At 47.4% G+C, this 20010-nt stretch carries 22 protein-coding genes and 1 other annotated feature; of the genes, 6 read left to right on the forward strand and 16 right to left on the reverse strand.

The genetic code is table 11. The features are described 5' to 3' along the window. Positions 1-159: 159 nt before the first annotated feature. Both ACR6HW_RS02675 and ACR6HW_RS02680 read right to left on the reverse strand, forming a co-directional pair. Complete coding sequence (locus ACR6HW_RS02675) at positions 160-552, reverse strand: hypothetical protein (RefSeq protein ID WP_455729628.1); 393 nt, start codon at positions 550-552, stop codon at positions 160-162. A gap of 257 nt (positions 553-809) precedes the next feature. Further along, positions 810-1979 (reverse strand): ROK family protein, encoded by a 1170-nt coding sequence (locus ACR6HW_RS02680; RefSeq protein WP_455729629.1) that lies wholly within the window; start codon positions 1977-1979, stop codon positions 810-812. A gap of 100 nt (positions 1980-2079) precedes the next feature. Between ACR6HW_RS02680 and ACR6HW_RS02685 the strand changes: the two genes are divergently transcribed. Continuing rightward, a complete protein-coding gene (locus ACR6HW_RS02685) occupies positions 2080-3192 on the forward strand; it encodes an SEC-C metal-binding domain-containing protein (RefSeq protein WP_455729630.1) in 1113 nt (370 codons plus the stop codon). Positions 3193-3485: 293 nt separating this feature from the next. Here the strand turns inward: ACR6HW_RS02685 and ACR6HW_RS02690 are convergent, their stop codons facing one another. From ACR6HW_RS02690 to ACR6HW_RS02700, 3 genes are all read right to left on the reverse strand, one after another. Continuing rightward, positions 3486-4529 (reverse strand): DMT family transporter, encoded by a 1044-nt coding sequence (locus ACR6HW_RS02690; RefSeq protein ID WP_455729631.1) that lies wholly within the window; start codon positions 4527-4529, stop codon positions 3486-3488. Positions 4530-4542: 13 nt separating this feature from the next. Further along, positions 4543-5193 (reverse strand): pentapeptide repeat-containing protein, encoded by a 651-nt coding sequence (locus ACR6HW_RS02695; protein WP_455729632.1) that lies wholly within the window; start codon positions 5191-5193, stop codon positions 4543-4545. Between the two features lie 489 nt (positions 5194-5682). Further along, complete coding sequence (locus ACR6HW_RS02700) at positions 5683-7389, reverse strand: methyl-accepting chemotaxis protein (protein WP_455729633.1); 1707 nt, start codon at positions 7387-7389, stop codon at positions 5683-5685. 148 nt (positions 7390-7537) lie between these two features. On the opposite strand from ACR6HW_RS02700, the gene ACR6HW_RS02705 reads away from it, so the two are divergent. From ACR6HW_RS02705 to ACR6HW_RS02715, 3 genes are all read left to right on the forward strand, one after another. Further along, positions 7538-7861: a CGGC domain-containing protein gene (locus tag ACR6HW_RS02705; protein ID WP_455729634.1), complete on the forward strand. Its 324-nt coding sequence runs from the start codon at positions 7538-7540 to the stop codon at positions 7859-7861. Positions 7862-7871: 10 nt separating this feature from the next. Then, on the forward strand, positions 7872-8627 hold the full coding sequence (locus ACR6HW_RS02710; RefSeq protein ID WP_455729635.1) for an SDR family NAD(P)-dependent oxidoreductase: 756 nt from the start codon (positions 7872-7874) through the stop codon (positions 8625-8627). Between the two features lie 119 nt (positions 8628-8746). After that, the gene (locus ACR6HW_RS02715) at positions 8747-9367 is read left to right on the forward strand and encodes an HD-GYP domain-containing protein (protein ID WP_455729636.1); all 621 of its coding nucleotides are present in this window, start codon (positions 8747-8749) and stop codon (positions 9365-9367) included. Positions 9368-9380: 13 nt separating this feature from the next. On the opposite strand, the gene ACR6HW_RS02720 is transcribed toward ACR6HW_RS02715, so the two are convergent. The 7 genes from ACR6HW_RS02720 to ACR6HW_RS02750 all read right to left on the reverse strand — a co-directional run bounded on the left by ACR6HW_RS02720 (position 9381) and on the right by ACR6HW_RS02750 (position 15565). Then, entirely contained in the window at positions 9381-10226 is an 846-nt protein-coding gene (locus tag ACR6HW_RS02720) for a PhzF family phenazine biosynthesis protein (protein WP_455729637.1), read from the reverse strand. Beyond that, positions 10219-10806 (reverse strand): hypothetical protein, encoded by a 588-nt coding sequence (locus tag ACR6HW_RS02725; protein ID WP_455729638.1) that lies wholly within the window; start codon positions 10804-10806, stop codon positions 10219-10221. Before ACR6HW_RS02725 ends, ACR6HW_RS02720 begins: the two co-directional genes overlap by 8 nt. Positions 10807-10815: 9 nt before the next feature. Continuing rightward, a complete protein-coding gene (locus ACR6HW_RS02730) occupies positions 10816-11475 on the reverse strand; it encodes an SDR family NAD(P)-dependent oxidoreductase (RefSeq protein WP_455729639.1) in 660 nt (219 codons plus the stop codon). Beyond that, a complete protein-coding gene (locus tag ACR6HW_RS02735; RefSeq protein WP_455729640.1) occupies positions 11465-12031 on the reverse strand; it encodes an NUDIX hydrolase in 567 nt (188 codons plus the stop codon). Before ACR6HW_RS02735 ends, ACR6HW_RS02730 begins: the two co-directional genes overlap by 11 nt. Then, positions 12031-12594 (reverse strand): DUF6144 family protein, encoded by a 564-nt coding sequence (locus ACR6HW_RS02740; RefSeq protein WP_455729641.1) that lies wholly within the window; start codon positions 12592-12594, stop codon positions 12031-12033. The genes ACR6HW_RS02735 and ACR6HW_RS02740 overlap by 1 nt, the downstream gene beginning before the upstream one ends. Before the next feature lie 88 nt (positions 12595-12682). Beyond that, the gene (locus ACR6HW_RS02745) at positions 12683-14665 is read right to left on the reverse strand and encodes a class I tRNA ligase family protein (protein WP_455729642.1); all 1983 of its coding nucleotides are present in this window, start codon (positions 14663-14665) and stop codon (positions 12683-12685) included. Positions 14666-14881: 216 nt separating this feature from the next. Then, positions 14882-15096 (reverse strand) — a binding site (T-box leader). A 40-nt stretch (positions 15097-15136) separates the two neighbouring features. Further along, entirely contained in the window at positions 15137-15565 is a 429-nt protein-coding gene (locus ACR6HW_RS02750; protein WP_455729643.1) for a VOC family protein, read from the reverse strand. Positions 15566-15664: 99 nt separating this feature from the next. Here ACR6HW_RS02750 and ACR6HW_RS02755 point away from each other — a divergent pair, with 99 nt between their 5' ends. Further along, entirely contained in the window at positions 15665-16411 is a 747-nt protein-coding gene (locus ACR6HW_RS02755; protein ID WP_455729644.1) for a hypothetical protein, read from the forward strand. On the opposite strand, the gene ACR6HW_RS02760 is transcribed toward ACR6HW_RS02755, so the two are convergent. Together ACR6HW_RS02760 and bioB are read right to left on the reverse strand one after the other, a co-directional pair. After that, positions 16371-17042: a Crp/Fnr family transcriptional regulator gene (locus ACR6HW_RS02760; RefSeq protein ID WP_455729645.1), complete on the reverse strand. Its 672-nt coding sequence runs from the start codon at positions 17040-17042 to the stop codon at positions 16371-16373. The two genes, ACR6HW_RS02755 and ACR6HW_RS02760, sit on opposite strands and share 41 nt — an antisense overlap. Positions 17043-17055: 13 nt before the next feature. Next, a complete protein-coding gene (gene bioB / locus ACR6HW_RS02765; protein ID WP_455729646.1) occupies positions 17056-17997 on the reverse strand; it encodes a biotin synthase BioB in 942 nt (313 codons plus the stop codon). Positions 17998-18142: 145 nt separating this feature from the next. On the opposite strand from bioB, the gene ACR6HW_RS02770 reads away from it, so the two are divergent. Further along, positions 18143-18550 (forward strand): DUF2871 family protein, encoded by a 408-nt coding sequence (locus ACR6HW_RS02770; RefSeq protein ID WP_455729647.1) that lies wholly within the window; start codon positions 18143-18145, stop codon positions 18548-18550. Between the two features lie 89 nt (positions 18551-18639). Here ACR6HW_RS02770 and ACR6HW_RS02775 read toward each other — a convergent pair whose 3' ends face one another. Continuing rightward, entirely contained in the window at positions 18640-19437 is a 798-nt protein-coding gene (locus ACR6HW_RS02775) for an MBL fold metallo-hydrolase (protein ID WP_455729648.1), read from the reverse strand. A 13-nt stretch (positions 19438-19450) separates the two neighbouring features. Further along, the gene (locus ACR6HW_RS02780) at positions 19451-19909 is read right to left on the reverse strand and encodes a GNAT family N-acetyltransferase (protein WP_455729649.1); all 459 of its coding nucleotides are present in this window, start codon (positions 19907-19909) and stop codon (positions 19451-19453) included. Positions 19910-20010 lie beyond the last annotated feature (101 nt).

Raw genomic sequence — 20010 nt, forward strand, 5'->3', positions numbered from 1 at the left:
CAAAGCTGTATGGGGGTTGCTGTTATTTCTATAACACTTCTTATAGCTTCTATGCACCGAAACAGCACTCTTGATGATTGAAGAGAAGACGCTTTCTACAGTCCTGCTAAGGCGCTATTTCCAGCCTAAAACTCATACTTTAAAGCCTGTTGCTTCGCCTCATTCGCGCTCTACTCTTTTAAGCAAAAGATTATAGATTACCATCCCTATAGGCCACAGTACAATGGTAGAGACCGGGTAGTAAGCCCACTGTAAGGTGGCGTTAAGCGATAAGTCACATAGGATTAAAAGTACGGATACACCCAATGAAATCAACAAGCTCAATTTTACAGGTGCATACAAAGCACGGTTAGTTGACGACGTACCTTCCACACGCATCTTATACACAACAACCGAACTCATCGGCCACAAAAAAACACTTCCTGAAACAACTAGGAAAACCTTCACATCGATGACACGCAAAACCAAATATACAAACATGAGCAGTGTAATCATACACGACATGATAACGCCAAAAACAATGTTGAGTTTATCGTATGGTTTATTTTTCACTACGCTACCTCCAGTTTAAACTACGGATACTTCATTAATTTCCAAATTTAAAACAGGTATCCTCCTGTTAATACTGTTTAAATCTTCTGATAGTTTATATTTTATTTTTATTAGCGTCAAGGTGGTTATGCTAAAACACCCCTCTCTCAATAAGCAGCCACAAACGTAACCGATTGTTTCAAACCATCAATTCTATCGAGTGAAGACACAAAAAATAAGCCCCATACAGGGCTCACTTTTGAAAATTCCTGCTCAATTCAACTAAAAAGTCTATCGAAATAACGGTGAATAACTAGGGCGATACTGCCGAGACAGTAGCGTTCGTTTTCAAGCGATGTCGTCAGAATCGGCGTCTTTAAAGCGCGGTTGTTGAAGATATAGTGTTCCACATGCATTTCTACAAGCGGCTTGAGGCCTTTAAGTTTTTCGGGGACACTGCCGCCCAGAACAATCACCGGCGGGTTGTACAGATTGATGAGGTTGGCCAAACCGTACGCAATATAATCTGCCGTTTGGTCAAAGAACGGTACCAGCACGGGGTCGTCTTCATGTGCAAGCAACCATTCAAAAGGATGGGCATCCAGTTCTTTACCCACATACGGTTCTATGGCATTGGACAAAGCACCGGCTGAAATGTACATCTCGATACAGCCTTTTTTCCCGCAATAACAGGTCTTGCCGTTGTAGACGATGCCCGTGTGCCCAAACTCCCCTGCCACGCCATTGTGACCTTCGACGATTTCGCCGCCACTGACAATGCCGGTACCGACACCTTGATCGATAAACGCGTATAAGAAATCGTCGTAGACCTTCCCGAGGCCGAACCAGAGCTCACTCAATGTCCGCGTTCTACAAACGTTGTCAATGTAGACGGGAACCGCCAAGCGTTCTTCAAACCACTGTTTGACATCAATTTTATCCCAACCTTTTAAAATAGCCCGCTTTTGCGTGCGTTTGTACTTAAAGCCGCTCCCCGGCGTCCCAATGCCCAACCCTGCAACTTGTGAAGGCCCCAAGTCGTGCTTGTCGAAAAAAATCCAAATGGTCTCTAGAAGTTTCTTTAGGACATCTTTAGGGGTATCAAACGCGCGGGTATCCAAAGTCATATGGTCGATGGGCGTTCCACTGAAATCCGCCAATGTTATATTGGAAACATGAGCGATTTCAATCCCGATAATGTATTTGTGTGCCGCATTAATTTTTAAAAGCTGGGGTTTTCTGCCGCCGGTGGACTTGCCTTCTCCGCTTTCGACAATAAGGGCTTTTTCAATCAGCTCATCGGCGATCCGCATAATACTCGGAAGAGCCAGTCCCGTCGCTCGAGACAACTCCGAGCGCGATATGACGCCGGCCTTTACAATATGCTTTATCATTAAATTTCGATTCATGCGTTTCATTAATTCAGAATTGCCTTTAACGGTTTTCATCTAATACTCCTACATTTTTTTAAAGTTTAAAGCCTTCAAGTAGACGTGTTATTAATTACATGATACTATATATAGATATAAAAGTGAAAAGGATTTATTTATGAGCAATTTAAATTTACAATGGGCTGAAAACTGGCTCATCAAATCAAAACCTAGCAAAAACTTAAACACCTGTATTAAAAAACTCAATAAAAAACAAACGATCCAACGATTGACCATTTTAGGCATCTCCTTTGACGAGTCGTCAAAAAAAGAGCCTTTAACCGAAGCGTTGCTCGAAGAAGCTTCAGATTCAGAAAACCTAAAAGACCTCATCACATGGGCGGACAGCGACCAACGCAACATTCTTACAGCACTATGCGACAGTTACTACATGGAATTTGTCGACTTGTCACTCATTCCCAAATTCAAATACCTCATTGAAACAGGGCTCGTTCACCTGTTCAAAAACGATGAGCGCCTTTACATTGGGATTCAAAATCAAACCATTGACGCTTTAAATGCGCTGGACGACAACGCGCGCATCGTCATGTCCAGATTAAAGACCGACATCATCGCCTATTTGCGGGCCGCTGGCAACCTCTACGGTGCTATCCAACTGGATAATTTATACAGTCTGTATAAGCGCCATCACGCCGCTTGTGAGACCGTCATTTCAAAAGAGGTTTTTTTCGACCTCGCCTACGCGTCACAAGTGCGCCATGAAAATTACTGGCTGTATGAAGACGTTTTGTACTCGACATTTTTTGAAGACGCTTTAACGTTAAAAGACCTCATTAAAGAGATTCTTAACCCGGCAAAGCCATACTACCTGCCGGGACTCGACGATTTTCTGCACTACACGTCGCACGAACTCAACGCGACACTACCGGCGAGTGACGCTTTAGTCGACCGCATTCAAAAAAATATCCCTGGCAACTTGGTCGATTTTAAAACCGATCTCAAATACGTTCTGGAGTTCCTAAACCTCGAAGGGTTTTTCAACTACCTCAACCAAATTGGGTACATTGCGCCGAGTAATGAAGAACTCAACGTTCTCAAAGACTTGTTTATCGTCGCTCAAGGTCAAACCAGAAGCTGGGTGAATCACGGCTTCACCTTTGATGAGCTCAGTGCCATAAAACCACAGACGGCCAAAGTAACTAAAATTGGCCGAAATGAAAAGTGCCCGTGTCAAAGCGGGAAAAAATACAAGCATTGTTGCGGCAAATAACAACATTCGTAATGCCTTCGGCATAACGAACCGCTTTTCGCTGACAGCTTTCCGCGTTGAATAGTCGCGATAAGCCTTTTGGCTCAAATCTTGTTGTTAAAACAAAGAGGCTGTCCTTCTTGGGTACAGCCTCTTTTTCCGTCGCTCTCCCGCCGAAAGTGTTAACCGGTTTCGCATCTGCCCCTTCGCAAGGCAAACTATCGACGACAATGCGGAATCGTGTCGAGAGCGTTTAACGCCGCAATGATGCAGAGTAAATGAGCCGTTTTTTTAATGGTGAACGCTACAGGACATTAGTGTTCATGGGTGTGGTGTAAATCTGGGTAATGCTTGTGGCGGTGCGTCATCCCCTCATGCTTGTGTTCATGTGTATGTTCTCCTTTAAAACCATCGTCGTGCGCGTGCGTATGGTGTCCGTCATCGTGTCTATGGCTATGCGCGTGTGTCATGGACACATGTCGGTGTTTGTGGTCGTGTCGCTCTGTCACTGCGAGGTAAGTCCCCAGCAGCATGACCCCAGCAGCAAGCATAAAAGTGCTGTTAATCGGCTCTTTTAATACGAGGAAAGAAGCGAGGACGCCGATGAAAGGGGCCGCTGCGTAGAAGGCGCTGGTTCTCGAGGCACCGAGATGCCGTTGCGCCAAAATATAAAAGTAAATACTCATACCGAAGGCGAAGAACCCCAGCACCATGGCCCATAAAAACCACTGTACCTCAAAAGGTCCCCAATCCCACAACAGGGCAATCCCCAGAGCGCCTAGACCGGATCCCAAGCCCTTAATCACCACGATTTCCAAAGGACTCTTCAGAGACAACATACGCGTACAATTGTTCTCAAGTCCCCAACAAAGCGAGGCCATTAAGACGAACACAGCGCCTACATCCATTTGAAACGCCGTGATATCGCCTACGGAGAGCAGTATACTCGATACTGTAATAAAGCCGATGGCCCACCACATACGCCTGCCCACCGCTTCCTTAAAAATCACCAGTGCAATAAGCGACGTGGCCACAATTTCAAAATTGTTTAACAGAGATGCCGTGGAAGACGCCGTCAACGTGAGCCCAATCATAAGAAAAATCGGCGCCGCAATATCCAATAAAACCATGCCGACGACATAGGGTAAATCCCCTCGGGATAGGCTCGCTTCTTTTGACGGGTTTTTTCTGCCCCGCTGAAAGAGCACCGACGCCCCCATTCCCACACCTGCACCTAAATAAAGTGCCGCGGCCATTTGAGTCGGTGTCAAATACCCCAACAGCACTTTAGAGAGTGGTGCGCTTAACCCGTAGAGCAAAGCTGCCAACACCGCGTACCCAATCGCTTTAACTTGCATATTTCCCCTCCTATTAAAACTTAATCTTGACGTCCATCAGCCTTAACAGTTCCACCGCTTGCCCCTCGTCGATAACGGCACCTTTGATTTCCTGCATTCCCACTCCAATGGCCTCAATATCACAGGTCGATAAATCCACGCCTTTTAACAGACAGCCGGAAAATTGCGCCCCCCTCAGTTGCGATGCCTCGAGAGTCAAAAACTTGTGCCGCATTTCTATAAACTCAGCACCTTCTAATTTACAATCTGAAAACACCACTGTATCGCATTTGGAAAATCTAAAGTTCACATAGGACGCGTACGCTTTATCAAAGGTTACATTGTAAAAATTGCCGCCTGAAAAATTGGCGCCCACAAATTTACAGTTGATAAAGGCACACATGTGAAAGATGCTGTCGCTAAAATCCGAATTGGAAAAATCGCAATTCTCAAATACCACGTGGTTGGCATCGACGTGTTCAAATGAGCTGTCTCTAAAAATACACCCTAAAAAACGCGTGGATCGCCACATCACATGGCGTGCGCGGCACCTTGTAAAATCGCAGCCCTCGTAAAACCGTTCGGAAACATACGCTTCATCTTCATAACAAACCTGTTCATCTTCTTGCTTTGCTGTAAATGTTTTTGGTAACTCTGGTGCAATCGGCACCTTTTTCTTATTCATTATCTCATCTTCTCCTCACTTTAGACACCATTTGATACGCTTCCTGCGCATCAAAACGCCTTTCGCTGATGCCTTCTCGCGCTGAACACCCGCGAGAAGTCTTTCGGCTCAACGCTTGCCTGCTGACAACATTTGATACGCTTTCAGCGCGTCAAAACGCCTTTCGCTGATGCCTTCTCGCATTGAACACCCGCGAGAAGTCTTTCGGCTCAACACTTGCCTGCTGACAACATTTGATACGCTTTCAGCGCGTCAAAACGCCTTTCGCTGATGCCTTCTCGCGTTGAACACCCGCGAGAAGTCTTTCGGCTCAACGCTTGTTGTCTAAATCAAAAAGAGTGTCTCGGTTGAGACACTCTGTAACTTTGTAATACGACCGAGGTCTTTAATCGATTGGCTCTACGAGTAGGGTAACCTTCGACACTCTTATCATACCGTATTGTCAGACCACTGAAAACCTTTTTTGACTAATTTCAAAGCAAAAGTCCCCTATACGATAAACTGCTGCACCGTTTTGTCGAGGTCGCTGGCGTGTTCTTCATTGCTCTGCGCCTTGTTCTTGACTTCAGTAGATTGATTCAACAAAGCACTGGCGCGTTCAGCAATATCTATAGTGCCCACAGATGCCTCGTCAGCCGCCCTAGAAATCTCACTAATAGCTTGAACTGTAACCGTTAGTAAGTTCAGCAACTCTTCAGAAGATTTGTTGAGGTCATCTGACATCCCCGATACATATTCTGCGTCGTTTAGATACTGTTTGCCGATTTCAACAAGTTTTTCGTAGTCTTTTACAACAGTGTCGTCGATAAACTGCATAATCGACTGTGACGCCTCGGAAAGGCTTGCCACCGAATCCTTCACCACAGCGGCAACCTCTTGAATTTGATTGACACTGTTTTTTGAGCTCTCAGCCAGCTTGCGGATTTCTTCTGCGACCACGGCAAACCCTCGACCGGATTCCCCGGCGCGTGCCGCTTCAATTGCGGCGTTTAGAGCGAGGAGATTCGTCTCATCGGCGATGCTCAAAATCGTATCTGCCAAAATATTAACTTGCTGAACCGATTCCGACTTTTTAAGCGCCTCTTTGAGTACCAATGTGTTTTCTTCGTAGATGGTGTAGGCTTTTTGCCTAGAAGCAGCTGCTAAAGCGTCGACGTCTAGCGCTCGTGTTTTGATTTCAGTAGCGTTGCTCTTACCAGTTGCCGCCTTATTGGTAATATCTTTGGCAATATCCTCAACCTCTTGAGACACCGAGTTGATTTCTTCAGCTGAAGCATTGGTTTCTTGCATACTTGCCGCGAGCTCTTGAGTGGTGGCACTGATTTCTTCAATCTCTTCATTTATACGCGTTGCGTCATCTAACATCGCCACAGAAGCCCCCTCAATAGAGGTTGAGTTCATTTTGACTTTAGAGATAATTTGACGCATATTCTCGAGGAAATGGTTGACCGCTTGCGCCATCTGTCCCACTTCATCTTTGGACTTCACTTCAATGGTTTGCGTTAAATCCCCGCCTGATTTGGAAAGTGCTTCGAGCAAGTCTCGGAGATAAGTGACACTGCGCACAATTTGAAGCCCTACTACGACCAACAGTGCAATAGCAACAGAAATCCCGACGACAGACAGGAAGAGGGAAACCATGACCTGTCTAAACTCTTTCTCACTTTCCAGGAACGAGGCCTCAGCTACCCGAAGCTGAATTGTAATTAAGTCGCCAATTTTCTCAGTGAGCGGATCGATGCTCGGGTACAAGGTCTCTATGGTATAGTTTTCGATGCCGCGGGCATCTTCATTTGCAACGAGATTGAGAAAAGTCTCGACGGCTTGGTTTGCCGGCGCAAAGAGCGCTTCCACTTCGGCAGCTATAGAAGCTTCTTCTTCTGTGAGTTGCGTTGCCATATAAGCCGCCCAAGTTTCGTCTATAACGACTTTGGCCTCGCGTGTCATGTCATCTGCCATTTCATACGTTATGTTGCCGTTTCTCAGTTTATGTGCTACGTCCACAATGTTGATGGCGTAAAGGTCAGAAATGGCCTTCAACTGTTCTAACGGAATGACGCGGTCCTTATAGACCGATTCCAGCGCGGTATTGGTTTGTTTCAACCCGCTATAAGCCGTAATGGATGAAATCACCGTCGCCAGCACCAGCAACAGTACCACACTTCCAATTTTAACGCGTATCGATAGTTTTTTCATATAAGCCTCCGTGTAATCCCCCTGTTAAATTTTGAATTTAAGATATGTATACCTTTTTTTTCATGACAAAAACAACTTTCTTGCATTTTACTTCCATCATTTATTCCGCTATACTGTTATTAGTTTATGATTTAAAAGGAGTTTTGTTATGAAAATAGCCGTAATGGCCTGTCGAAAATTGGTCAACAAGTGTACCGGAATCGGGTGTTACAACGCCTTTCATAAAAAGGCGCACGCTTTTGCACCTTATGTGAATGAAGACGTTGAAATGAGTTGCCTCTTCTACTGTGCCGGTTGTGCCGAAACCGTATACGACGGTGAAGACTGGTCTCATAAAGTAGAGCAACTTAAACGCAACGGTGTCGAAACGGTTCATCTCGCCCGTTGTATTGAAGTCGAATGCGCACAGTACCATGCGCACATCAACCGCTTAGAACCGCATTTTAAAGTGGTCTGCGGTTCCCACGCATAGGAGGTATTATATGAAATACACGATGATTACAGGGGCTTCCAAAGGCCTCGGTTTGGAAACTGTAAAATTGTTGTCAAGACAAGACGACTGCCAAGTTGTGGCGTTGTCCCGTCACCTTTCTGAAGCGTTAAAAGCCGTTATCGACGCCTCAGAAGGGCGCGTGTGCCACCAGTCGATTGATCTCTCTGAGCCAGACAATGCCCTATTGGTCTTTCAAACGCTTTTAAACGGACTCGATCTGTCCTGTGAAGATGCCGTAACCCTTGTCAACAACGCCGGGACTATCGGTCCCATTGCCCCCCTTCAGGCGGTGGATACCGCTGAATTTATTCAAAACATCAATGTCAATCTCCTCTCCACGAGCCTGTTGACGGTAGCATTTCTAAGGGTTTTTAAAGACCACGAAGGTCCCGTTCGACTGGCCAACGTCTCTTCTGGTGCAGGAAAACGTCCTATTGCGGGCTGGTCGCCCTATTGTATCTCAAAAGCCGGCGTGGATATGCTCACGCGCACCGCAGCGGAGGACAACCCACAAGACAACTTTAAATGCTTCTCTTTCGGTCCTGGGGTTATGGATACCGACATGCAGGCTACCATTAGAAGTTCGGCGTTTGAAACCCTCGAAAAGTTCAAGGCGTTAAAGGCTGACGGCAAGTTGCTCCCCCCTGTCGTCGTTGCTCAAGTGCTCGTCGACCTTATTGATGACTGCCTAGACTACGACAGCGGTGCGTTGCTCAACGTCGGCGATTTTTTAACAGAATTGTAACGCCAATCGGTCCTTTTTGTAATCCCTACAAAATCTCTCGGGATTTAGTTGACGCGCGAACAGGTGCTTGATATAATCTTCTATGTAGAAATGATAGTCATTTACAATAAGGAGTGCTCATGAAGTGTTGCATCAATCCCGACGGTTTCTGCTCAATCCACGAACTCATCGACGTTCTCATCTCGGCCATTGAAGCAAAAGATGAATACACCAGAGGTCACTCCGATCGAGTGGCCGATTTTACCTCGCTGCTGTGCCAATCGCGTCTCATGACCCGTGAGGCCGTTGCAGAAATACACATGGCCGCTCACTTGCACGATATCGGTAAAATTTACGTCCCAGACGCCGTGCTCAACAAAACTGGACGGTTGACGGAAAGTGACTGGGAAAAAATTAAAAAGCACCCCGTTGTAGGGGCGCAGATATTAAGCAACATTAAAGGGTTTGACGCCATCGTTCAAATGGTGCGCTCACACCATGAGCGTTGGGACGGCTCAGGTTATCCCGATGGGTTAAGAGGGAAAGACATACCACTCGGCGCGCGTATTATAGCCGTTTCTGATGCTGTCGACGCCATGCTAACCGATCGACCTTATCGATCCGCACGCTCTAAATCAACGTGCGTCAAAGAACTCAAACGCTGTTCCGGGATTCATTTCGATCCCGAAATCGTCGAACTGGCTGTCGCTCTCCTGTCTGAAGACGCAATGTTTGACAACAGCTCCCATAAAACCGCATAGGCTAAAGTCGCCGTTAGAGGCGCTCGATATTGGCAACTTCTCCCCCAATATAGACACCAGTGAGTCGACCTCCGTTGCAATCGAGTCGACCGACGATTTTAGACGGGCGCTTCATCTCCATTCCTTGGATGAAACAGCCCCCATCGTCAAAGGTTCCCCTAAGGCAACCGTGACGGTGTAGATAGCCTAAAAGCGCACCGTTTGACGTACCTGTCGCCGCCTCTTCCGGTATCCCAAAAAGCGGCGCAAAGTTACGGCATTGTGCCAAAACCCGATCTTTTAAAACGCGTGAAAACACGTGATAACCCGTTACCTTGTATCGGCGGCTCACGTCCTCAATCGCTTTGAAATCGGGTTTTATTTTGTTTAACGGCACTGCAACGGGCACCAAGATATCCTTCACACCGGTAGAGACGATCTCGCAGGGCAAATCCGGCGAAAGATCGTCAGCACTCAGTCCCAATGATTCGGCGATGAGCGCTTTAGGAACGGTTTCGTAAAAACGCGGTGCGTTCTGACGCATCATCACCTGCCCGGATGGGGCGATCTCTACGGGCAACTCTCCGGCACGTGTAAGCGCCACATAGTGTCCGGCCTCTAAAAGGCCCAACGCTTTCATGACACCAAATGCCCCTACAGTGGCGTGGCCGCACAAGTCGATTTCATCCGTCGGCGTGTAAAACGCGAGACTAAAACGGCGTTCGGAAAGTTTTTCGACAAACACCGTTTCACTAAAACCCAGTTCAGATGCCAGCGCTTGGCGCTGGGAAGGCGATACTTTTTCCCCATCCAGTACCACACCGGCGGGGTTGCCCCCTTCTCCCTCTTTTGTAAAAGCATCGACACGGTATTTAAGCATAGGAACCTCCTTTAAACGGCATGTACAGCACGAGGCCGTTGGGCAGTGTCACCGGCTTCCTAAAGCCGTTTTGCGCACGACTGTTTTCGTACACATACCCCTTTTGGGAAAATCCCCAGCCCTCTGTTGACAACATCTCTAAGCATTGTCGCATGGCGTCCATCAACTGAATGGTATTGCTTCCGACGTCCAATTGCCCCGACTGCGCTTCAACCCCTTCTAAAAACTGAGTCTTTTCTTCGGCATCAAATGTCCCTTGTAACAAACACGCTTGTTTAAAGAGCTCAAAACTGATGACGGCGTTTTGACGGGACTTGATTTTAGAGAACGCACGCATATCCGCCGGTTTAAACGGCACCAGGCGACCGCTTTCCACATGGGTAAGTTCGGTTTTAGACGTTAAACTAAAAGTGCCAAATGGCGTTTTAAAGAGCTCGTTTTTTACTTTTCCCATCACCACGGGCTTTTTTGACCACGTGCCCTCAACAACAGAGTACACGACAACTGAACGGCCTCTATAGACCCAGATTTGACTGAGCGCCTCCGTGTAGTACACTTCTTTTTTACTCAATGCGTTCACAACTCGCTCCTATTCTACATACAACTCCGGTTGCCCGGTATTGGTGGCTACGATATACGCCGCAACGGCTTCCGGCGCTTTTAAACGGGAGGGGTCGGCAATGTGGGTGCTCTTCGCCCAAAACGGTGTCGCCATGCCCCCCATGTATACCGCCGTTACGGCGATGTCCGTCCACTCTTTCTGAAGGCTTTCTACAAAACCGCGCACGGCAAATTTACTCGCACAATAAACGCTTTCATTGACTTTCCCCCGACGTCCCGCCGTGGATATTATAAAGAGCATTTGCTCCCGCACAATGGGTTTGAACACCCGTGTCATTGTAATGGTACCGAGAACATTTACCGAAAGCATGGCGTGAATAGATGCCGGTTCCAATGATTCCAGCGGGCCGAATGCGCCTATCCCCGCATTGTTAACCAGCAAATCCACGGCCTTATACGTCGACTTGATGCGTTTGTAAACTTTTATGACCTCTTCTTCATTTTGAATGTCACAGGCAAACGCCTCGGCTCTACCGCCCACAGCGCGAATGCGATCGCAGGCTGTTGTCAACTTATCTAGATGGCGTCCGAGCAAAAGTACCTGCGCGCCCTTCTCGGCGTATTGCCGCGCCAACTCAAATCCTAAACCGCTTCCACCACCTGTAATCACAACAATTTTATCGCACATAGTCTCGCCTCACTTTGTCATTTAACTTCCGATAAATCCCCTTCATATACGGTTCCGTACACTTTTCCACCGCTTCGTCCAGTTCGAACCAACTCACCGCGCTGTTTTCATCGGCTTTAATCGCCAGTGCACTCGACTCATCAGCTTCTAAAAGATACGTGACATTAAAGTGCAGATGAGGCGATACAAAAGCGCCGTTCTTCACATGCCCCTCAACAGTGAGCACTTCTACAGAAAAGGGCGCCGTATTCACCGGCCGCACTTCGGTGACGCCGGTTTCTTCTAGCGCCTCTTTAATCGCCACTTCCAGAAGCGCCGGATTTCCGTCGGCGTGTCCGCCGGTCCAAGCCCATGACTTATAAAGGTTGTGATGAATCATCAAGACCTTTGACCGCGCAGGATTGACAATCCACGCCGAAGCCGTAACATGTCCCACGACATTTCGACGGGTTAACACGTCTTGATGAACCGCCAAAAAAGACAACATCGACGCCTTGTCCCGCTCCTCCTGCTCGTTTACGGGGGTATAGTTAAACACGGTTTTAACCAATTCCACTAATGAACCGCCTTTCTATTGAAATTAAGGGTAAACTGGCAAATTGCATCGCCGGCAACCACTGATTTGTCTAAGGTGAGGTCGAACGGTTTGTCGAAAACCATTTCGTACAGCCAGCGCACATGACCTTTGCAACAATGGCACCACTCAATGGGCATCGTACCGTCTGAGTGTGCAACCATGCCACAATAGCATTTGCCTTCGTCAAAGGTGATGACTGCCGTATCGCCGTCTTGCCAATCGATAAACCCTGCAAATCCCGTTCGCTGAAGTTTGTCGAGCATCTCTTCCTCGCCGAGTGTCTCCGCTTTAATCTGCTTGACCACCGCTTTAAATTTTGCCGGCCGACAAGCCGTCATTTCTCGTATGCGTTCAACTTTTTCAGGCGTTACCACATGGTTCAGTCGCGTCATCACTTTTTTCATAGCGATAAACCGTTGCTTCTTCGGCGCTTTTGCCGTCAGTGTCTCGCATTCTTTGAGGACAAAAGCTGCGGTGCCCTTGTCACAAACGGTTTCAATCGCTTTTGCCATCTGATTGACATAGTGCATTTTGTATCGCATTGCCGACCTCCTTATAAACCTTTTCTTTTTATGATACCAAAAAAAATGCACTTAAACGATGTTTAAATGCATTTCTTTCCTCATCTATTTATCGAAGTTGCGACGGGTGCTTTTCAAAGAAGTCGAACTTCGGCTCGATGAACTCAATTTTATGCGTGGCCGGATTGTCCATATGCGCTGTAATGCCATCGAATATATGTGCCCACGACCAAAGGCTCTCATTTAAGTTCAAGTACGTTCTCGCAAACTCCGTACTAGACGGTACAATAGGATGCAGCAGCGTCAAGGCCACTTTGACGCCGTAAAAAGCATCGGCTAAAACGCGATTGCGCGCCTCTTCCGACATGCTGTCAACGGCCTTCATTTCCCGAGACCAGTACTTACTTAGCCCCCTAATTAAGCTGTCTAGGGTGTAGATGACGCGGTGGAACTCCTGACGGTACATGTTTTGCTCGTAATCCAGTATGGCCTTCTCTGTCAACGCTTTGACTTCTTCGCCGATTTCTCCCACCGGCACGACACTGTCGGTGTACTTTTGGGCGGTGTAGAAACACGAGCGCAAGAGGCGGTTGAGGACGTTGGTGAGTAGGTTGCCGTCTTTGAGGACCACATCAGCTTCATCCTCAGGGGCTTCCGGATTAAACGGCTTCGGATTGAAGCTCACACTCTTTTTTGATAACCCTAGACTGAGAAAATGCATTCTCAACTGATCTTTGGTGTAGTAGTTGAGCAATTCATCTGCCATAGGCGGTTTTATTGCCCCTGAGCTGCTCGCCTTTGAATCTAAGAACAGCACGTGACAGTTGGCGACCAGTTGTGGGAAGTTCACGTCTTCTACGCTCTCTGTCCCATCCGGACGATGCCCTAAATAGGCCAACAGCATCCCCATTTCAGCGACGCCGTAAAAATAGATGTTGTCTTCACCGATAAACTGGTAAACTTGAGCGTCTTTGTCCAACCACCAAGACTTCCAAGAATCCCTCGGTGCGCCGATGGACTCGAGATACGTTTGTGTAAAGGAAACCGGCGCCCAGAGCGACTCCGGCCATACCCAAAATGTCAAGTCTTCTAGACCGTCTTTTGCCGGGACCGGCACCCCCCAATCGATGTTGCCCGAAAGCCTAAACGGCACCAGTGTCTTACCGGTTCTGTAGCGGATGCCCTCGCCCTCTAGGACGGCGCGCGCCGCATCGCGCTCTTTTAATGTCTTAAACTCATAAGTGACAGAAGGTTTTTTCGGCTCGTCGATAAGGCTGCCTTCAATACGGGCACCTGAGTCTTGAAACTTTTCGTACTCTTTTCGCGTTATGTGTAAGGCAGGCGCTTTTAAAAACTCATCGGTGATATTCAGCACCAGCGGTCTGACCCGCTTCTCTTTTCTTTGAACGGCGACCATATCCGAAAGCTTCTCCGTATAGTCGTCCAATACAAAATACCAGTTTTCAACATCTTTGAGTTCGGGTTTCTCGCTGGAAAGTGTGCTGACGGGGTCGACCAACTCGTTGGGCATGTACTGGTGCCCAAGTGCGCATTCGTCGGCATAAGCCTTCTCCGATTTACAGCCTTCAAAAGGACACTTACCAACGACTTGACGGCCATTTAAGAAGACGCCTTCTTTGGCATCGTAAAATTGCTGTGTGGTCAAGCGCTTCAAGTAGCCGCCTTCGTGAAGTTTTTCAAACAAACTCGCAGAAACCTCTTTGTGTACTTCGCCGCTTCGGCCAAAGGCAGAAGAAGCGTAGAGACTCGGCTCGACATCATAAGCGCCCAATACGTTCTTTTGCAGGTCGTAGAATTGGCGGACATACGCCTCCATGGAAAGCGCTTCGTCAGTCCCTTCCAAATACTGTTTGTAGCTCGCCAATATCGGGGAGCCGTAGCAATCCGTTCCCGATACAAAGATGACGTTTTCAGGACCGATGCGATCCTTTAAAAAACGGGCGTACGTATCCGCCTGTACAAAGACACCTCCGATGTGTCCAAAATGCAGGGACTTGTTGCCGTAAGGCATACCTGCAGTAATCACGGCTTTTTTCGGAAAAACAGGTCTCGGCCTTTTAAAATTTTTCATCGTCGTCCTCCTTTATTTTTGCGGCGCATATGCGCATCGACTGATTTATCATGCCTACATAAAAGCTTACGGGAACGCTTGTTGTTTTAAAACAACATTCGTAATGCCTTCGGCATCACGAACCGCTTTTCGCTGACAGCTTTCCGCGTTGAATAGTCGCGGTAAGCCTTTCGGCTCAAATCTTGTTGTTAAAAAAAACGCCCCTACGGTCTCTGCCGTAGGGGCGATGGTTATCGCGGTGCCACCCTAATTGATACTCGTCGGATACTTGACATATCCCGGTTCTGTAACGTGAACACACGTCGCCACATCGTCGAAAGTCCGCAGCGCAACTCCAAGCCTTGTTTCATCGGAAGCCTGTTATCCCCTCTCACCAACGAGGACTCTCTGAAAACGCACACACCGACTACTCTTCTCTTCACCGTCTTTATTGCTATAATTATAAGTGCTCGCAAACGGCTTGTCAAGCGGTTATTCCATCTCACAATTGCAGTTGAGTTGCCACCCTATGCCGAACTTGTCCACGACATAGCCGTAACCGGAACTCCAAAATGTTTTACCAAATGGCATCATGATTTGGCCGCCTTCGCAGAACGCATCGTAAATGCCTTTCAAGTGGTCGTAATCCTCGCTGTCGTACATCAGCGTCACATTGTTCCCCACTACGAGTGGCTGCCCCATGCCCTCCGGCACATCGGAAAACATCATCATTTCATCGCCAAAGGTAAGTAAGCCGTGCATCACCCCTTCTTTTATTGCCTCGGGCACTTTAAAATCAGGATCCGGTGGCATGTCTTTAAAACGCGTAATCTCAATTGTTGCGTTGCCGAACACTTTCGCATAAAAGTTCATAACGTCTTCAGAATTGTCTTTAAAATTCAAATAAGCACAAATCCCCATTATTACACCTCCTATCGTCCCTATGGGTATTCCCTACATACCCCTTGTGAATCGATTTAATTTTTTAATTTTGGGTATGCCTTTTATAGGAGGTCTTATATGAAAAAATACACCTATATGAATGCGGCGTCGCTCTTAGTGGCGCTCTTTGTAAACTACTTGGCCAATGCGGTGCCGCTAAACGGCAAAACCACCGGCGAACTGTCCGATGCATTGCCCAATCTGTTTGTGCCCACGGGCTTGACATTTGCCATCTGGGGGCTTATCTACACCTTGCTCATTGCCGCTGTTGTGAAACAATTCATCGATTCTCGAAACAACCGCGCACAGTACGTCGAAATATACGGCAGTACCATCGCCGTCAGCAACCTCTTAAACGCGCTGTGGATTTTTGCATGGCACTATCAGCTCCTCATCGCATCGCTTCTCATTATGCTCGCGCTACTTGTGACACTTATTATGTTGTACCTCCGAATAGAAGCCGCCGACCTATCGGGGTTCCGAAAGTTGCCTTACAGCGTCTATCTCGGTTGGATTAGTGTCGCCACCATCGCCAATGTCACGGCGGTTTTGGTTTATTATGGCATCACCGGCTACGAGGTTTTTTGGACCTTAGTCACCATCTCCGCCGCTACGGGGCTGGCTGTGGTCATGTGCCTGCGTCATCGAGATTACGCCTATGCTCTCGTCGTGGTTTGGGCGCTAATCGGCATCTTTATTAAACGCCTAAACAGCACACCGGTGTACATGCCGATTGTCTACGGCAGTGCCCTGTGCACAGGTCTCATCCTCGCCTGTATCATTTTTAAAATGACAGGTCGTAATGGTCGACGGCAAGTGCTTTAAGCGCCTCTTTGTCGCAAATACAAAGCCGTTTGCCGGATTTGGTCAATACCCGCTCCTGCTCCAGTGTTTCAAAGACGCGTAACAGGTGCCTGTAAGTCGTCGAAAGTAGCGCCGCCAGCTCTGTGTACTTTATAGGCAGAACTACCACATCATCATCCCCTAGAAACGCACACAGAAAAGACGCCAAACGATTGGGGAGCGGGTAGGCGGCATTAAAGGCGCTGTTCTGAATAACGGTATGAAGTTTAATGGCCAAATGCCGCGTAACAAACTCGTAGAAGCTTTGACGCGCTTCAATCGCCGACATGGGAATCGCCGCACAAGTCACTTTTGTGATGGCGGTAACTTGGTTGTCTATCGTAAACCTGTTCATGGCCCATTCGAGGTCCCCTATAAAATTATAGGGGCTGTAAAGCTTCAACAAAACCTCTTTGCCGTTTTCATAGAGTCGATCGACACGCAATCGCCCCTCTACTAAGATATAGAAGTAAATCGCCTCATCCCCTCGGCTGTAAATCGTCTCGCCGGTGTCGAAATCACACATAAAAACAGCTGTGGCGTCAATACTCTCTTCTATGCCCAGTTCTTCAAGGAGGCATTTAACGCCCCCTTCATCTGCTCTTCTCTTCAACAGTCACCTCTCTTTAAAACGAATAATCAAGCCCTTTCACACAGGCGAAATCGTCAGCCACCGTAATGCCCGCTGTCGTCAACATATCCCCTGTTATGGCGGCATTTGCACCGCTTTTAAAACACGCTCTGCCCCTGTCAGCCATTAAGATGCGCCCACCTGCAAGCCGTATGGGCAGCGTCGGTAAAATAAGTCTGTAAAGGGCTACTGTTCTCAAAATAGCCTCTGTTCCCAGCGGCTTCACTTGCTCAAAAGGCGTTCCGGGAATGGGGTTGAGCACATTGATGGGAACGCTGTCTACGCGAAGCTTTTTGAGATCAAAGGCGACATCTATTCGGTCTTCTTCAGTTTCCCCCATACCGATTAATATACCGCTACAGACTTCCAGCCCTGCACTTTTTGCCGCTTCTATGGCCTTTATTTTATCACAGTACCCATGCGTACTGCATATCTTATTAAAAAAACGCGCACTGGTTTCGAGGTTGTTGTGTACCCGCTTTAGGCCCGCTTCTTTGAGGCGCTCGTATTCAGAGGTGCTCAACAGACCGAAAGATGCACATAGCGTCAAGTCCGTCTCTCGACTTAGTCGCTCAATAGTCCTGCACATGGTCGATACTTCATCCGGCGAGAGCTTCTTTCCAGACGCCACGAGAGAGTAACGTCTAATCCCCTTTAATGCAACGCGCTTGGCGTCTTCAATTATCTCTGTTTCCGACAGTTTTTGTGCCGCTGTGCCAGATTTTGACGACTGTGCACAAAACTTGCAGTCTTCTGAACACCCACCGTTCTTTACATTGACAATGGTACAAAAATCAAACCGATTCCCTAGAAAGTGACTCCGTACGGCATCTGCCGCACTGCAAAGTGTCTCTAACGGCTGTTCCAACGCCTCTAAAACCTCTGACTTTGTCAACGCCCCCCCTGAAAGAATCTTTTCAACACACGCTTTTAACATGACGACTACCCCTTTTTTATATAAGAATACACGAAACACTTTGTATTTGTCAACTTTGTATGTTTTTAAGTTGACATTATAGGTGGTTTTAAAACAACTGGTTGGGTATGAATGCAAAGAAACATTCATTATACAAGGAGGCTTTATGATTAAAAAACTGTATTACAGCGCATTTTTCTACACACTCGTCGGACTGACTTCCGGCGTCTTCTATAGGGCGTTTACAAAGATTCATGCTTTTACGGAAAAGACACCCCTCAGCTATTTACACGTCCACGCGCTGGTCCTTGGCACAGTGGTCTTTTTAATCGCTTTGATATTGGACAAACAATTTAATATGAGCAGTCTTAAAGGGGTTAGATTTTGGTTTTATTTGTACCACATAGCGCTTTTAGGCCTGCTCGGTACATTGGCTGCACGTGGCGTTTTAACCGTCACTGGGGGGACTTTTAACGGCTTGAGCCACATTGCTGGTCTTTTTCACGCACTACTAGGTGGCGCGTTAATCTACTGGCTTATCCTTTTGGGCAAAAAGATACGCATTTCTCAGTAAGCGCTCGTTTACAACAGCCCATACGACAAAACGCACTTCTGCAATCCATAGAAGTGCGTTTCTGTGTTGGTCACTGTAAGCGTCTATCGCTAGGACAGTTCCACGATATGCCCACAAGACAGATAAGTGAGATTCGACATCTGTTGAGACAGGGTTTCAAAGGCTTTAATCCCAGTACAATGACAGGTGTAAAACTGTACATGACTATAGGGCTCAAGCGCCTTGGCTATCGCTTCCAGTTGAGCTTTTTCAACAGTTTTTCGAATCGCCGGATTGTACAGGTGGAAGCCGCCCACGCAAACTGCTGGCGCGTATTTTTGTGCACGTTCCATAATAGAGACGACGCCAGTGTGCCCACAGCCCATCATCAGCACATTTTTGTCGCCTAGAATTATTAAATTCTGCTCGTGTGCAAAGACATCCCGCCCCGCATCGTCGTATAGTGTATCGTTGGCGCTTGAATAACGGTGCCCCATCTGTGTCACGGTAAACAGCTTTAACGAGGCATCTATTTCATAATCGCCATCACATAGCACAACTTGCGGGTGGTACATCCATTGCCGATCTAGGCCAATGGGGACTTTAACAAAGGCGACTTTGCTGTAGTGCGGTTCAAAGGCACTTTTTTGAACATAAACTTTTGCCTTCTTATTCACCTCTAAGAAGCGCCCCAACGCGCCGCCGTGATCCCGATGTCCGTGAGAAATCACCACGATGTCTACGTGTGCCAAATCAATAGCGCACAGACGCGCATTTTCAAAAAGGGTGTCATCCGGCCCCAAATCAAACAAGATTTTGTGTGTACCAGTCTCAATGTAAAGTGACAGACCGTGTTTGGCTTTTAAAGGGCCACTGCTCTTATTTTCAACTAAAACGGTGAGTTTCAACGTCAGTCTCCTTTCAAATCAAAGGCGCTCTAAATCGTTTTATGTACAAGAGCGGGAACGGTCGCCCCTGTTCGTCGGTTTCTGTTCTCTTGTAAACTTTAAACCCCATGCGCTCGTAAAAGCCCTTTGCTTGCGGGTTTTGTTCGTTGACCGTCAGTTGATTAACGGCGTACGTTTCAATCCCGTAATCAACCAACTTTCTTCCTATCCCTTGGCCACGCCTTTCAGGAGAAACGAACAGCATCTCGAGTTTTTTATTGTTTATCCCCATAAAAGCAACTGGGGTTTCTCCACTGTTCTCTACGACAATCAAATGTGAAACAGTTGCTATAGCCGTCGGAACACAGCGCTGAATATCAGCTATTGACGCATCTGATAAAAACAAATGCGTGGCCTGAACGGCATCTTTCCACACCATAGTCAGCTGCTCAATTAGCCATTCGCTTCTATCTCTAACTTCTACAAGATTCAAAAGACACCTCTTTTCACTCTGTGGCAGCGCACAGCAATAAATTTCATCGACTTTATAAAAAACGCCATCGGTTCCTGTTGTAGAGGCATCGACGGCGTCTT

It is taken from the genome of Fusibacter sp. JL298sf-3, from assembly GCF_053842995.1.